This window comes from Sinomonas sp. ASV486 (assembly GCF_030908215.1).
Classification (GTDB): domain Bacteria; phylum Actinomycetota; class Actinomycetes; order Actinomycetales; family Micrococcaceae; genus Sinomonas; species Sinomonas puerhi.
In genome coordinates this window covers 68,753-83,246 of sequence record NZ_JAVFJK010000012.1, presented here as the reverse complement: position 1 = coordinate 83,246, position 14,494 = coordinate 68,753, and the positions used below count along the sequence as shown (strand labels likewise).

Annotated in this window: 13 protein-coding genes; 8 read left to right on the top strand and 5 right to left on the bottom strand. The window is 70.8% G+C overall.

Annotated elements, in window-relative coordinates; translation table 11 throughout:
* Positions 1-5: 5 nt before the first annotated feature.
* Positions 6-512 carry an NUDIX hydrolase gene (locus tag RBS60_RS16455; RefSeq protein WP_307958709.1) on the bottom strand — a complete coding sequence of 169 codons (507 nt, stop codon included), beginning with the start codon at positions 510-512 and terminating at the stop codon, positions 6-8.
* 136 nt (positions 513-648) lie between these two features.
* On the opposite strand from RBS60_RS16455, the gene RBS60_RS16450 reads away from it, so the two are divergent.
* The 8 genes from RBS60_RS16450 to hrpB all read left to right on the top strand — a co-directional run bounded on the left by RBS60_RS16450 (position 649) and on the right by hrpB (position 11,251).
* Positions 649-2,121: a CCA tRNA nucleotidyltransferase gene (locus RBS60_RS16450; RefSeq protein ID WP_307958675.1), complete on the top strand. Its 1,473-nt coding sequence runs from the start codon at positions 649-651 to the stop codon at positions 2,119-2,121.
* Entirely contained in the window at positions 2,121-2,720 is a 600-nt protein-coding gene (locus tag RBS60_RS16445; protein WP_307958674.1) for a histidine phosphatase family protein, read from the top strand. Before RBS60_RS16450 ends, RBS60_RS16445 begins: the two co-directional genes overlap by 1 nt.
* Positions 2,721-3,495: 775 nt before the next feature.
* Positions 3,496-3,750 carry a hypothetical protein gene (locus tag RBS60_RS16440; RefSeq protein ID WP_307958673.1) on the top strand — a complete coding sequence of 85 codons (255 nt, stop codon included), beginning with the start codon at positions 3,496-3,498 and terminating at the stop codon, positions 3,748-3,750.
* 106 nt (positions 3,751-3,856) lie between these two features.
* Positions 3,857-4,705 (top strand): trypsin-like serine protease, encoded by an 849-nt coding sequence (locus tag RBS60_RS16435; protein WP_307958672.1) that lies wholly within the window; start codon positions 3,857-3,859, stop codon positions 4,703-4,705.
* 118 nt (positions 4,706-4,823) lie between these two features.
* Entirely contained in the window at positions 4,824-6,287 is a 1,464-nt protein-coding gene (locus RBS60_RS16430; protein ID WP_307958671.1) for a glycosyltransferase 87 family protein, read from the top strand.
* Positions 6,280-7,716: a sensor histidine kinase gene (locus tag RBS60_RS16425; protein WP_307958670.1), complete on the top strand. Its 1,437-nt coding sequence runs from the start codon at positions 6,280-6,282 to the stop codon at positions 7,714-7,716. Before RBS60_RS16430 ends, RBS60_RS16425 begins: the two co-directional genes overlap by 8 nt.
* The gene (locus RBS60_RS16420; protein WP_307958669.1) at positions 7,713-8,342 is read left to right on the top strand and encodes a response regulator transcription factor; all 630 of its coding nucleotides are present in this window, start codon (positions 7,713-7,715) and stop codon (positions 8,340-8,342) included. The genes RBS60_RS16425 and RBS60_RS16420 overlap by 4 nt, the downstream gene beginning before the upstream one ends.
* Before the next feature lie 131 nt (positions 8,343-8,473).
* Complete coding sequence (gene hrpB / locus RBS60_RS16415; RefSeq protein ID WP_307958668.1) at positions 8,474-11,251, top strand: ATP-dependent helicase HrpB; 2,778 nt, start codon at positions 8,474-8,476, stop codon at positions 11,249-11,251.
* 7 nt (positions 11,252-11,258) lie between these two features.
* Here the strand turns inward: hrpB and RBS60_RS16410 are convergent, their stop codons facing one another.
* The 4 genes from RBS60_RS16410 to RBS60_RS16395 are packed head-to-tail and all read right to left on the bottom strand — an operon-like array spanning position 11,259 to position 14,475.
* Complete coding sequence (locus RBS60_RS16410; protein ID WP_307958667.1) at positions 11,259-11,891, bottom strand: TetR/AcrR family transcriptional regulator; 633 nt, start codon at positions 11,889-11,891, stop codon at positions 11,259-11,261.
* 9 nt (positions 11,892-11,900) lie between these two features.
* A complete protein-coding gene (locus tag RBS60_RS16405) occupies positions 11,901-13,109 on the bottom strand; it encodes an FAD/NAD(P)-binding oxidoreductase (protein ID WP_307958666.1) in 1,209 nt (402 codons plus the stop codon).
* Positions 13,106-13,306 (bottom strand): ferredoxin, encoded by a 201-nt coding sequence (locus RBS60_RS16400; RefSeq protein ID WP_307958665.1) that lies wholly within the window; start codon positions 13,304-13,306, stop codon positions 13,106-13,108. Before RBS60_RS16400 ends, RBS60_RS16405 begins: the two co-directional genes overlap by 4 nt.
* Complete coding sequence (locus RBS60_RS16395) at positions 13,303-14,475, bottom strand: cytochrome P450 (RefSeq protein ID WP_307958664.1); 1,173 nt, start codon at positions 14,473-14,475, stop codon at positions 13,303-13,305. Before RBS60_RS16395 ends, RBS60_RS16400 begins: the two co-directional genes overlap by 4 nt.
* Between the last annotated feature and the right edge of the window lie 19 nt (positions 14,476-14,494).

Sequence of the window (14,494 nt, the reverse complement as noted above, 5' to 3'; positions counted from 1 at the left end):
CTACCTCACGAGAGGAGGTGCTCGGGCAGCACCTCGCGGGCCAGATCCGCGATGCGGCGCTCGTTCGGGAAGGACAGGCGCCGCGCGAGCTCCGAGATCGGGACCCACGCGACGTCCACCGCCTCGTGGTCCGGATCGTTCTCGATGGTCAGGTTCCCGCCCACGGCTCGCAGGAGGTAGTGGTGCACCGTCTTGTGGACGCGGTGGCCCGTGACAGTGAACCAGTAGTCGATGCTGCCGAGCGGGGCGAGGATGTTACCCATGATGCCCGTCTCCTCGCCGATTTCGCGGATCGCGGCGAGCTCGTTCGACTCGCGACCCTCGGGGTGGCCCTTGGGCAGGCACCACTCGAGGCGGCCGCCGCGGTTGATGCGGGCGATGATCGCGACGGGCAGGTTCGGATCGGTAGTGTCGACGACGACGCCGCCCGCCGAGACCTCTTCTACGGTCGGCAGCGACGACGGGTAGGCCTGGCCGGCCGGGGCGATGTGCGGCCCGACAGCCGACGGCAGGGGCGCACTCTTCCTCCTCTGAGGATCGCTCGGCAACGGGATGACCATGCAGTCCACTCTAACGAAAGAGCCCAACCCCGGACTGCATCGGGGCGTGGAAGGCGCCCGCGCCGGGATCTGCCAAGCTTAAAGGACTATGGCAACAGATGAGACGGCAGTGCAGGACCCCCAGTTCGCAGTGGACCCCGTGGTCCTAGAGGTGGGGCAGCGATTCGTGGACGCGGGATTCGAGCTCTCCCTCGTGGGCGGACCCGTGCGGGACATCTTCCTCGGGCGCACCTCGCCGGATCTGGACTTCACCACGTCCGCCGGGCCCGACCAGACGCTGGCCGTCATCAAAGGCTGGGCGGATGCGCACTGGGACATCGGCCGGGAGTACGGCACGATCGGCCTCCGCAAGGGCCGGCACCAGATTGAGATCACGACGTACCGAGCCGACGCCTATGACCCCGAGTCGCGCAAGCCTGCCGTCGCGTTCGGCAAGGACCTCGTGGCGGACCTCGAGCGCCGCGACTTCAGCATGAATGCGATGGCCCTCCGGCTGCCGTCCCTTGAGCTCGTCGATCCGTTCGGCGGGCTGACGGACCTCCACGCGGGGATCCTCCGCACGCCCGGAACCCCCGAACTGTCCTTTTCCGACGATCCGTTGCGGATGATGCGGGCGGCGAGGTTCGCGTCTCAGCTGGGCGTCGGCGTCGCGCCCGAAGTCAGGGCGGCCATGACGGACATGGCGGAGCGGATCGAGATCATCTCCGCCGAGCGTGTCCGTGACGAGCTCGTGAAGCTCATCAAGGGAGCGGCTCCGCGCGCCGGAATCGACCTGCTCGTGGAGACCGGCCTCGCGGACCGCGTGCTCCCCGAGGTCCCGGCGCTGCGTCTCGAGGCCGATGAGCACCACCGGCACAAGGACGTCTACCAGCACTCGCTCCAGGTCCTCGAGCAGGCCGCCAGCCTCGAGACCGGTCCGGAGGGCCCGGTGCCGGGACCGGACTTCGTGCTGCGGTTCGCCGCGCTCATGCACGACGTCGGCAAGCCGGCAACGCGTCGATTCGAACCTGGCGGCGGGGTCAGTTTCCGCCACCACGACGCCGTCGGGGCGAAGCTCGTGAAGAAGCGCATGAAGGCGCTCCGCTTCGACAACGACACCATCAAGGCGGTCGCCCGCCTTGTCGAGCTCCACATGCGCTTCTACGGGTACGGCGATGCGGGGTGGACGGACTCGGCAGTGCGCCGCTACGTGACGGACGCGGGTCCGCTCCTGGAACGGCTGCACCGGCTCACGCGCTCGGACGTTACGACGCGGAACCAGCGCAAGGCCGACCGGCTCTCGTTCGCCTACGACGACCTTGAGCACCGCATCGCCGAGCTTGCCTCGCAGGAGGAGCTCGCGGCCATCCGCCCGGACCTCGACGGCGAGCAGATCATGGCGATTCTGGGAGTTCGCCCGGGCCCCGTGGTGGGCCGCGCGTACAAGTTCCTCCTCAACGAGCGGATGGACAATGGGCCCGTGTCCGAGGACGAGGCGCGGGAACGGCTGCTTGAATGGTGGGCAGCGCAGCCTGAATCTGCCGTGGGCACCGATCGGACCGACGAGAGCGAGAACGCGTGATGGACGGCATGGGGCTTCCCGGCATGGAGGACTTCGGGCTCACGAGGCTGTGGCTCCTGCGCCACGGTGAGACGGAGTGGTCCAGGAGCGGCCAGTACACGGGGCTCACGGATCTTCCGCTCACTGCGGAGGGCGAGGAGCAGGCGCGCTCGGCCCGGAAGACGTTCGACGGCGTGGAGTTCGGTCTCGTGCTCACCTCGCCCCTGCAGCGTGCCCGGCGCACCGCGGAGCTTGCGGGCTTCCCCGACGCGCAGCCCGAGCCGAACGCGGTCGAGTGGGACTACGGCGACTACGAGGGGGTGCGCTCTGCCGACATCCGTAAGGAAAACCCGGACTACCTCATCTGGAATGACGGGGTGCCCCACGGCGAGACGCTCGAACACGTCGGGGAGCGGGCAGACCGGATCGTTGCGCGGGTGCGGACTGCGGGAGTCGAGCACGCCCTCGTCGTGGCGCACGGGCACTTCTGCCGGATCCTCGCCGCACGCTGGCTCGGCCTGCCAGCGGCCTCGGGCCGGCACTTCATCCTCGGGACAGCCGAGGCCTGCCGGCTCGGGTGGGACAAGAAGACGCCCGCGATCGAGGCCTGGGGACTGTAGGGCTGGTCCTCCCGGGGCTAATCTGAGCTCAATCGGCGCACAGCAGCGAGTTCCCGCGGCCGTCCGCCAAGAATCTCCAGAGAATTTCTCTGCATTCTCTTGCGGTTTATCCAGAGAGTGGTCTATCTTCTGTTTATGAGCTGACGGGCCGTGATCGCCGAGTCGATTACGGATCCGATTACCGAGTCTATTATGGACCCGATTATCGAGTCGATCACCGATCAGCCGGCTCAAGCACCAAGACCGAACGACAGCGAAGGAGGCTGGACCGATGACGATGACCGGAGTTCTCAAGCAGGGTTGGACCGATATCTTTGAGTGCGGTCGACGCGGCCTCGTTCCGGTCTTTGGCGCCACGGGCGCCTGACCCTCACGGCAGCGAATCTCCTGCGACGCCACATCACCTGCGCGGCCTGACCGCCGACTCTTGTGGCCTGTTCGCCTCGCGCCTAGGGTACGGGCCTCGCACGCAGAGCGTTGTGAAGCCCGCCTGCTGAGCCGCCCTCCTCTTCCCCGCCTACTGAGGCAGCGCCCACTAAGGCAGTGCCTTGATGCTGCTCCTCGTGCTGGCGGCACGTCCCATGGATTTCTCGTATTTCCTGGGTCATTTTGCCCCGATCAATTCGCATGGGCTATTTCAGCGTGCCTTTGAGTTGATCGGGTGTGCGAATCCCGCGCCGCTCATTCCCTGATGGCGCATGTCCTCCGATCGGCTCGTCGATCGGTCCACTCCCCGGCCGCGCCATCCTGCGCTGTCCTCCGCACGGAGATCACCATGTCCTCGCGTCAGACCCTGCATTTGCCCAACACCCACCCACAGCCGGCCGCCAACACCCAGGCGGCCAACACGCCGTCGTCCGCCGGATCCGGCACCGCACGTCCGAGACCCTCCGAGGAGGTGACCACCATGGCCCGCCGCATCCGTCGCGTTCTGTCCGCGATCGGCTCAGCCCGCATCGACAGCGTGCGCATCGACGCGCACCGGGACACCGTGGAGCGCGAGCTCGGACTGTCCCGGCCGATCCTCTGAAACTGTCAGTCTCTGTTCAGAGAATGCGCAGCCTCTTCCCAGACAAGGACAATTCGTGAAGAATCTCCTTCACGTGCACTGCACCCGTGCACCGGAAGGAGAATCGATGCGCACGAAACTGGCCGCCATCCTGGCGGCTCTCACGACAGTCTGCAGTCTGGCCTTCATCGCGGCCCCCGCCCAGGCGAGCACCGGCGGCACCGCCGATGGTGACGCCCACCCGGGGGTCGCGATGATCGCGTTCTACTCACCCGACGGGCGTTTCCGCTGCTCGGCGGCGCTCGTTTCGCCCACCGTGCTCCTCACCGCCGCCCACTGCACCTCGGACACGGTGGGCAAGGTCCTCGTGGACTTCAGGCCGGTGGTCGCCGAGGCGCCGCCGTCCGGGCTCCCCGTCGCCGCGAACCCGAGTGCGGGCTACACGGCGGCTGATCTCACGGGCAGGATCACGGGCACCGCGCAGGCCCATCCGGACTACTCCGGCTTCACCGATCTGCGGAACTGGAACGATCTCGGCGTCGTCGTGCTCGACGAGCCGGTGACCGACAGGCCCACCTACCCGATCGCCGCGGCGGGGACGCTCGATGCGATTCGTCCCGGTGATCTGGCCCAGACGGTCGTGACGGCTGTGGGCTATGGGACGGAGGTGCGCAAGCCGGACTCCGGACCGCAGAAGCCGGTACCCATGAGCTACCCCCTCATCCGCCGCTCCGTGGACATGCGGTTCCAGAAGCTCGACACCCAGGTCTTCCAGACCCACGCCAACGTCAATACCCCACAGGACACCGGCGGGACCTGCTTCGGAGACTCCGGGGGGCCGGTCTTCCTCGACGGGGTGATCGTCGGCGTGACGAGTTTCGGACGCACCGCGAACTGCCGGGGTACCGATGGCTACCAGCGCGTGGACATCCCGAGCTCCCAGACCTGGCTTGCGGGGTTCGGCGTCACTCCCTGACCTCCGGCCTCCCGATGCCCGGGTCATCCGGCGGGCCGTCCTCCTGTGGGGCGGCCTGCCGGATCGTGGACGTCGAAAGCTGAAGGGGGCCCGCGACGTCGGGCGGTAGGCTCGACGCATGCAGCCGAGCCCCGACGAGAAGCCCGATGCACGGCAGGCGGTCATCTCGCCGACCCGCAACGACCCCCTCCTGCACACGCTTTCCGAGGCTATCGGAGGGCCCCTCGGCGACCACGCGGCCCCCGGCGTAGTCCGCAGTGGATTCTGGACGCCCGAGCGCGTGCTCGTGATCCTCACCGCCCTGGCTGCCGTGCTCGGCGTCGTGATCAAGGGCTACTGCCGCGTCAACGGCTGGACGACGCCACAGCATTTCTATGCGGCCTGCTACTCGGACCTGCCCGTCCTGTTCAAGGAGCGGGGCTTCGCTGACGGCATCCTGCCGCTCTTGGGCCAGGGCGCGCCCTTCGAGTACCCAGTGCTCACGAGCCTCATTGCGGGCCTCACTGCGCTGGTCGTGCCCGGGACGGGGACCACCGAGGCGCGCGCCACGGGGTACTTCGACGTCAACGCCGTGCTCCTCGCGGTCATGTGGATCGTGGCGGTGGTCGCGACCGCGCGCTCCAACCGGCGGCGCCCGTGGGATGCGGCCATGCTCGCCATTGCTCCCGGCGCCATTCTGGCAGGGTTCATCAACTGGGACCTGTGGTCGGTGGCGCTGCTCGCGGTGGGCATGTACCTGTTCGCCCGGAACCAGCCCGTGTGGGCGGGCGTGCTCATCGGCCTCGGCGCGGCCACGAAGCTGTACCCGGTGCTCGTGCTCGGGGCCATCGTGCTGCTCGCAGTGCGCACCGGACGGTACAGGCCGCTGTGGCTCACGGCCGCGGCCGCAGGGGTGACGTGGCTCGCCGCGAACCTCCCGGCGATGCTCCTCGACCCGCGTGGCTGGGTGTACTTCTTCGACTTCGCCCGCGACCGCACCGCCGGATTCTCGTCCATCTACTTCGCGTGGAACCTCGTCGTGGAACGCATCCGTTACGGCGCACCGCTCGAGACGCCCGCCGTCAACGCCATCGCGACGGTGTCCTTCAGCCTCGCGTGCCTCGCGATCGCGTTCGTGGCCCTGCACGCGCCGCGGCGGCCGCGGTTGGCCCAGCTGACGTTCCTCATCGTCGCCGCGTTCATCCTCACCAACAAGGTCTACTCGCCGCAGTACGTCCTCTGGCTCATCCCGCTCCTGGCCCTCGCGCGGCCGCGCTGGCGGGACTTCCTCCTCTGGATGCTCGCCGAGGCGCTGCACTGGTGGGCGGTGTGGATGTACTTGGGGGCCACGACGAGCGGGGGTCCGTCGACGAACAACATCGATTCGCCCTACTACGTGGGCGCGATCCTCCTGCACATGATCGCGGTCGGCTACCTGTGCGTGCGCGTGCTCATGGACATCTACGAGCCCTCCGGCGACCCGATCCGCCTCTCCCGGCAGGACGATCCGCAGGGCGGCGCGTTCGACGGCGCGCCGGATGCGCTCATGTGGGGCGATCTCCGGCGGAAGGTCAGTGCCGGACTGCGGGCGGGCCGTGCCTGACGCCACCGCAGGCAGCACCGTGCCAGAGTTCGGGGACACGGCCGCGAACGCTGTGGACGCCACGACGACGAGCACCGAGCAGGTCCTGCGCTGGCTGCGCGTCGCCCTTCACGTAGGCTTCGCGGCCCTCCTCCTGGTGGGGACGGTCCGATCCGTGCTCCCCTCCCCGTCGCTGGCGGGCACGACGACGGACGGTGCCATGCGCGCGCCAGCACCTCTCGGCGTCGTGCTTCCCGTCGCGGCGCTCCTCGCGGCCGTCTACCTCGCGGGGACCGTGGCCGAGAAGCGGCACGCCCAGGGGGCGACCTTCGATCCCGCGCGGTACGTGCTGCCGTGGCTCGGGGTGGTCTGCGGGCTGTGGCTCGTGCTCGTGGCGTCCAGCGCCGAATTCGCCTGGGTTGCGTTCGCGCTCTTCTTCCTGCAGCTGCATCTGCTTGCGCGGTGGTGGGGCGTGATCGCGGTGGTCGTCACCGCCGAGCTCGTGGTCCTGGCCCTCTGGCGGCACGGCGGAGGCGGTCCCATCGCCCCCGCGACACTGCTCGGGCCGCTGTTCGGCGCTGCGTTCGCCGTCGTGACCTCGTTCGCGTACCGCGCGCTCTACGCGGAGGCCGAGACGCAGCGCGCCGCCGCCGACGAGCTGCGCCGCACCCGGGCGGCACTCGCCGAGAGCCAGCACCGGGCAGGTGTCCTCGCCGAGCGGGAGCGGCTCGCGCGAGAGATCCACGACACGCTCGCGCAGGGGTTCTCCTCGATCGTGCTCATGGGCCGGGCTGTGGCCAAGGCCCTCGACGAGGGCGATGCACCCGCCGCGCGCGAGCGGCTCGGGATCGTGCAAGCCACCGCCGCCGACTCCCTCACGGAGGCACGCGCGTTTGTCCGGGGGCTCTCCTCGCCGGCGCTCGCGCCTGCGGCCGGGGACCGAGGCGACGCCAAGCCAGACGGTTCGACTCCGCTCAACCCCCTGGGCCGGCTCCCGGACGCGCTGCGCGGGCTCTGCGTCCGCACTGCCGCCGAGTCGTCCGCCCGCGGCAACGGGCTCGAGTGCCGCTTCGACCTCGACGGAGAGCCTTGCCCGCTCACCACCGCAGCGGAGGAGGTGCTCCTGCGGGCCGCCCAGGCGAGCCTCGCGAACGTGTGGGCGCATGCGGCGGCACGCACCGCCGTCGTGAGCCTGGCCTACCTCGACGGCGAGGTGATGCTCGACGTGTTCGACGACGGCGCCGGGTTCGACCCGGCCGCGCTGCCCGAGGCGCCGCGCCCCGACGGGACCGGGTACGGGCTGCGCGGGCTGCGCGAGCGCGTCGAGGGGATCGGCGGAACCCTCGCGATCGAATCGGCGCCGGGCGAGGGAACGGTCGTGGCGGTGCGGCTTCCGGCGCCTGGCGGAGGAGTCTTCGGAGCGGCGGGCACAGGAGAGGTGGACGCATGATCCGGGTGCTGCTGGTCGACGACCACCCCGTGGTGCGCGCGGGGCTGCGCGCGATGCTCTCGGACTTCGAGGAGGTCGAGGTCGGTGCCGAGGCGTCCGACGGCGCGGCCGCCCTCGCCGAGCTCGAGAAGGCCCGCACGCTCGGCGAGCCGATCGACTTGGTGCTCATGGATCTCCAGATGGCCGGCATGGACGGCGTCACGGCCACCGGAATGATGCGTGCGCTCGACGCCGCGCCGCCGGTCCTCATCCTCACGACCTACGACACCGACGCGGACATCCGCGCCGCCCTCGCAGCCGGGGCCGCCGGATACATGCTTAAGGACGCACCGCCCGAGGACATCCGCAGGGCAGTCCTCGCGGCCGCCGCCGGGTCCCGAGTGCTCGCGCCCGGGGTCGAGGCGCGAATTGAGCGGACCCGGGCCGAGGACGCCCTCTCGGACCGCGAGCTCGAGCTCCTCGAGCGGCTCGCCGGCGGCGCGAGCAACCGGCAGCTCGCCAGGACGCTCTTCATCTCCGAGGCGACCGTCAAGACGCACCTCGTGCACATCTACGCGAAGCTCGGCGTGGACAACCGGACCGCTGCGATCGCCGAGGCGCGGCGGCGCCGGATCATCCGGGAGTAGGCGGGGTTTCCGTCCGAGGGTGCGCTCCAGCCCGGTTCGGCTCATAGCCGGATGGGCCCCGTGGCCGGTCCAGGGCGGGAAGTCGGGCTGAGGCGCGTAGCGACCGTTGCGGATCCCGGCACAATGGACCGGTGACCTCCGCGCGTCAGCCCTTCGACCTCGACCGGATCGGCCGCGGCCTGACGTTCGCCGGCTCGCTCCCCGCGCTCGAAGGCGTGCTGGCGGCGGGGCCCGGGCCGGCCGCCGTCGTGCAGGCCCCTCCCGGCACGGGCAAGACGACCCTCGTCCCGCCGCTCGTGGCGAATCTCGCCTTCGCTAGGTGGGCAGACGACCGCGCGGCCGCGCCGCGTGTCGTCGCCGCGCCGCGTGTCGTCGTCACGCAGCCCCGGCGGGTCGCCGTGCGGGCGGCCGCCCGCCGACTGGCCGCGCTCGATGGCACGGCCGTGGGCGGCCGCGTTGGGTACACGGTCCGCGGCGAGCGGAAGGCCGGTCCCGGGACGGTCGTCGAGTTCGTGACCCCGGGCATCCTCCTGCGCCGCCTCCTCGCGGATCCCGGGCTCGAGGGCACCGCCGCCGTGGTCCTCGACGAGGTCCACGAGCGCGGCCTCGAGACCGACCTCCTCGTCGGGATGCTCGCCGAGGTGCGGCAGCTGCGCGGGGATCTCACGGTCGTCGCGATGTCCGCTACCGTCGACGCCCCGCGGTTCGCGGCCCTCCTCGCGGACGAGCCCGGCACGCACGACGGCGGCGGCCCGGCTCCCGTGGTCGACTCGCCGTCGGCGCTGTACCCGCTCGAGGTGGGGTGGGCGCCGTCGTCCGCTCCAAGGCTCGATGAGCGTGGGGTGACGCGCGCGTTCCTCGACCATGTCGCGGACGTGGCATTTGCCGAGCACGCCGCGGCGCTCTCCGCGGGGCGCGATATCGACGCACTCGTGTTCGTGCCCGGCGCGCGCGAGGTCAATGTGGTGGCTCAGCGCCTGCAGGGGCTGGTCCGCGGAGCCGGGGTCGAGGTCATCGAGCTGCACGGCCAGGCGCCGGCCGCCGAACAGGACCGCGCCGTGTCGGGCCGTGCGCCCGGGGATCTGCCCCGAATCGTCGTCTCGACGGCTCTCACGGAATCCTCGCTGACGGTCCCGGGCGTGCGCCTCGTGGTCGACTCGGGGCTCTCTCGGGAGCCTCGGCGCGATGCGTCGCGCGGGATGTCGGGCCTGGTGACGGTTTCGTGCTCGCGGGCCTCGGCCGAGCAGCGCGCCGGACGCGCGGCACGCCAAGGACCCGGACGCGTGGTGCGGTGCTACGACGAACGCGCGTACGCCGCCGCTCCCGCCCATTCGACGCCCGAGATCGCCTCCGCGGACCTGACCGAGGCCGCGCTGGTGCTTGCATGCTGGGGCGCGCCGGGCGGGGAGGGGCTCGCGCTGCCGGATCTGCCGCCGCGGGCAGCGCTGGCGGACGCCACCGCCGTGCTCTCCGCCATCGGTGCGATCGATCATCTGGGCCATGCGACCGAACTGGGCAGGACCCTTGCGCGCATTCCTGCCGACCCCCGGCTTGGGCGGGCGCTGCTCGACGGCGCCGCGCTCGTCGGCCCAAGGCTGGCCGCCGAGGCCGTGGCGATGGTGGCCCGAGACCTCCGGCCTCCCGGCGCCGACCTGGACCGGCTGCTCGGGTCGCTGCGGTCAGGCCGAGACCCGCAGGCGAGGGCCTGGGCGCAGGAGGTGGGGCGCTTCGAGCGCCTCGCCCGGGAGGTCTCTAGCCAGGTAGCCCGGCGTGGGATGAGACCTCGCGCAGGTGACCCCGCATCCGCGAAAGGTGACTCCGCATCGGTGGGTGGTGACTCCGCATCGGTGGGAGGTGACTCCTCGTCGGGGGTGGGGGCGGTGATCGCGCTGGCGTTCCCGAGCTTCGTGGCTCGCCGCGTCGTGGGCTCCGGTGCGGGTCGCGAGCAGTACCTTTTGGCCTCTGGCACGCGGGCTGGCTTGCCTGCTGGCAGCTCGCTCGCGGGGCACGAATGGCTCGCCGTTGCCGACGCCGCGCGGGCGGCGGGCCGGGACGCGGCGGGGACTGGCGCCGTCGTGCGTGCGGCCGCTCCGATCAGCCAGGAAGCGGCCGAGCGCGCCGCGGCGCACCTGCTCACCGACAGGGTCGAGGCTCGATTCGAGAATGGCAGGGTCGCGGCGAGGCGGGAACGGCGGCTCGGCGCGATTGTCCTCGCGTCGACCCCGGTGAGGCCGACGCGCGAGGAAGGGCACGGCGCCGTCGTGCGTGCCCTCGCGGCGGAGGGGCTCGGGATGATCGGCTGGTCCGACGCCGCGGAGGCGCTGCGCCGTCGGCTCGCCCTCGTGCGCCGCGAGCTGGGCGACCCGTGGCCGGACGTGACCGAAACCGGTCTGCTGTCCCGGCTCGAGGACTGGCTCGCCCCCGAGCTCGACGCGCTGGCTGGCGGCGCGTCAGTTCGGTCCGTGAACCTCTCCCAACCCCTGCGGCGGCTCCTGCCCTGGCCCGAGGCGGCGCGTTTCGACGAACTCGCGCCCGAGCGGCTCGAGGTGCCCAGCGGATCCCGGGTCCGGATCGAGTACCCGGCAGTTCCCGACGGTTCGGGCTCGACGGCGGCCGACGAGGTCCCCGCAGCTTCAGGCCCTCTGCCGGTGGTCGCCGTGAAGCTCCAGGAGTGCCTTGGCTGGGCCGAGACGCCGCGGCTCGTGGACGGGCGGGTGCCCGTTGTCTTCCACCTGCTCTCCCCGGCTGGTCGCCCGCTGGCCATCACAGGCGACCTCGCGTCGTTTTGGTCGGGCCCGTACGCTCAGGTGCGCGCCGAGATGCGCGGGCGCTACCCCAAGCACCCGTGGCCGGAGGACCCGTGGAGCGCGGTGGCGACAGCCAAGACGAAGCGGCGGATGGAGGGCTGACCTAGGCCTATGGGCCCTGAATCGGCCGGGGTTCGTCGCAGAGCAGGTGGTACCAGCTGTCGGCGAGCACCTCGATCGCATGTTCGCGGTTCGGCTCGTACTTGCGCCGGGTCCACAGCGTCGCGACGTAGTCGAGCTGCGTGAAGGCCAGCGTCCCGCGGATGTGGCGGGTCTCCTCCTGGAAGCGGCCAGCCAGATCCATCCCCCGGACGATGTCCGAGATGACCTCCTCGTGCCAGGACTCGACCATATCCCGCACCTCGGCATCGACGGCGGCGGCCTCGTCGAGGACGTCGAGGTACGGACGGAACACCGGCCACAGCGCGGCGCGGGACTCGAGCCACGCGAGGACCCCCTCGAGCGCGCCCTCGTGGACCACGTCCACGAGCTCTGCCGCCGTCGAGGCGCTGTTGGGTCCGTAGGCGCGGTCGAGCATCTCGTTGACACGCGCCATGAAGTCCTTCATGAGGTCCGTGCGGGACGGGTAATAGGCGTAGAACGTGACCCGCGTGGTGCCCGCCGCGGCGGCGATCTCGTCGATCGTCGTCGCGGAGTACCCCTTCTCGACGAACAGCTCGAGGGCCCGCTGCACGATCCTGTCGCGAGTCAGCTGCTTCTGGGCTTCCCGCAATGAAGGCATGGATTGATCCTAATGCTGGAGTGCGGTGAGCGATGGGCGCGCGAGCGCCTCCGGGCCGGAACCGGCCAGGCGCCGCAGCTTCGGGATGGCGATCCGGTAGTTGATCGCCGTGGCCGTCCCGGACCCGTCCTCATGCTGCCATCGCAGCAGCTTCGATTCCGAAACGGCGCCCTCTTCGAGGTAGTCCGGGAGGCCGACCACCGGCGTGAAGCCGACCGCCTTGAGAGAAAGGCCGAAGCCTTCGGTCCAGAAGTATGGCTCGAAGTCGAACTCGGGTGCCGAGTCGCCCTCCAGCAGGCCCGCCGCCGCGGACTTGGCCTGATCGATCGCGCTCGTCCACAGCGGCACGCGGCCCATGCCCCGCCGGGCCGGGAAGTGCGCCACGTCCCCGGCCGCCACGATGTCGGGGCGGACGCGGCCCCGCGAGTCGACGCGCAGCGAGCCGTCCCCGGTAAGGATCCCGGAGCCCGCGAGCCAGCCCGTGTTCGGCTCATCGCCCACTGCCGCGACGATCAGGTCCGCCTCCAGCACCGTTCCGTGGGCGAGAGCCACCCGTGCGTCCGTGCCGGATCCGGCCAGACGGGCCTTGCCGCCGTGCACGAACCGGAGCCCGCGCCGCGCGGCTGCGGAGGTGAAGACCTCGGACAGGTAGCCTCCGAGCTGGCGCGCGAGCGGCTGGCCGTCCGTGACGAGCGTGACCTCGCACCCGGCGTGGAGGCAGCCGGAGGCGACCTCCATGCCGAGGGGCCCGCCGCCCACGACGACGACGGCGGGCCGGGACTCGACGCGCTGCTTGAGCAGGATCGCATCCTCGATCGTGCGGAGGGTGACGTCCTGCGCTCCGGCCCCGTCAGGGGACCGGCCGGCCTCGGGAGCGAGGCGCCGCGCCCGCGAGCCGGACGCGATGACCAGGCCGTCGTACGGAACCTCGCCGCCGTCGTCGAGCTTGACGACGCGCGCCTCGACGTCCAGACCGGCGGCACCGACGCCGAGCAGCACCGATGCCTCGTGCGTCGGCTCGGGCAGCTGGTGCGCGTTCAGGTCATCATCGCCGTGCAGGAGCGCCTTCGACAGAGCCGGGCGGCTGTACGGGTGGTGCGTTTCGGCGCCGACGACCGTCAGCTCGCCGTCGAACCCGCCGGAGCGCAGCGAGTCGCAGGCGGTGAGCCCGGCGATGCCGTTGCCGACGACGACGATGCGCCGGAGAGGTGCCGTCATGCCGAGACCAGGCGGAGGGCGGCGACTGGACATACGCGGACGGCCGCCTTGGCGGCCTCGAGATCCGCGCCGTCGACCTCCTCGACATCGATCACCAGGTCGCCGTCGTCGTCGAGGTGCATGAGCCGGGGTGCGGCCTCCTCGCAGAGGCCGTGGCCCTCGCAGCGAGGGCGGTCGAGTTCGATCCGGCTGCTCATGCTGCGACCACCCCGAGGACGCGGAGGGACTCAATGCTGCGGGTCATGTTGCTCGGGACCCGGACCGGCTCCGAGATCGTGATCGACTTGACCTGGCGGGCCAGCGCGCTGACGATCGCGTGTCCTTCGAGCCGTGCGAGGCCCTGGCCGGCGCACCCGTGCGGGCCGTAGCCGAACGAGAGGTGGTCGGTCGGGTTGCGCCGGACATCGAAGGTGTCCGGGTTCTCGTAGTGGCGCGGGTCGCGGTTGCCCGCGCCGATGAGGAGTCCGATCTGGGCGCCCTTCGGGACGGTGTAGCCGTCGATCTCGACCTCGCGGGTCGTGGTGCGGCCCCAGATGTGGATCGGCACCCAGTAGCGCAGCACCTCGGCGAAGGCCGCAGGCACGAGGTCCGGGTTCTCGCGGACGATCTCGAGCTGCTCGGGGTGGCGACCGAAGAGGGCCACGATGTTCCCGATAGAGGCGATAGTCGTATCCACGCCGGCGCCGAGGTACTGGTGGATGATGTGGCCGGCCGTGCCCTCGGGGATGTCGCCGCGGGCCTCGGCGTCGAAGATGCCCCGGCCGATCGAGCCCGGAGTGAGGTCCTCGGCCTTGACGGAGGAGCACCAGCCGTAGAGCTCGCCCGCGATGGGGAAGCTCTCCTGCGTGCGCTGGTTCATCGGGCCGAGCACCTGCATGGCGGCCTGGCCCCAACGCAGCATGTTGTCCTTGACGTGCCCGCTGAAGCCGATGAGGTCGGCGACGATCTCGAGCGGGAAGGCCCGTGCGAGCGAGTCGATGGCTTCGAAGCTGCCCGCGGCGACGAGTTCGGCGACGAGCTTCTCTGCCTTCTCGTCGATGACGACCTTGAGCCCACGAAGTGCGCGCGGTGTGAGGTTCTCCGACAGCGTGGCCCGCAGCTGCGTGTGCATCGGCGGGTCGGATGCGAGCGAGGTCCCCTGCAGCGCCTCGTTGACCATCGGGTTGAAGCCGAGCGTGGTCGACGAGAACGTCGCCGGATCACCGAGGGCGTCGCGGATGACGTCATAGCGGGTGAGGACGTAGAGGTCGTTCTTGGGGAGGTGGACCACACCGGCCTGCTCGCGCAGTTCGGCGTAGGCGGGGTAGGGGTCGACGACGATCTCGTCGGACCAGATGTCGATGTCTGATTCGAGTGGAGTGCTCATTGGTGGTGCTCTCTGTGGG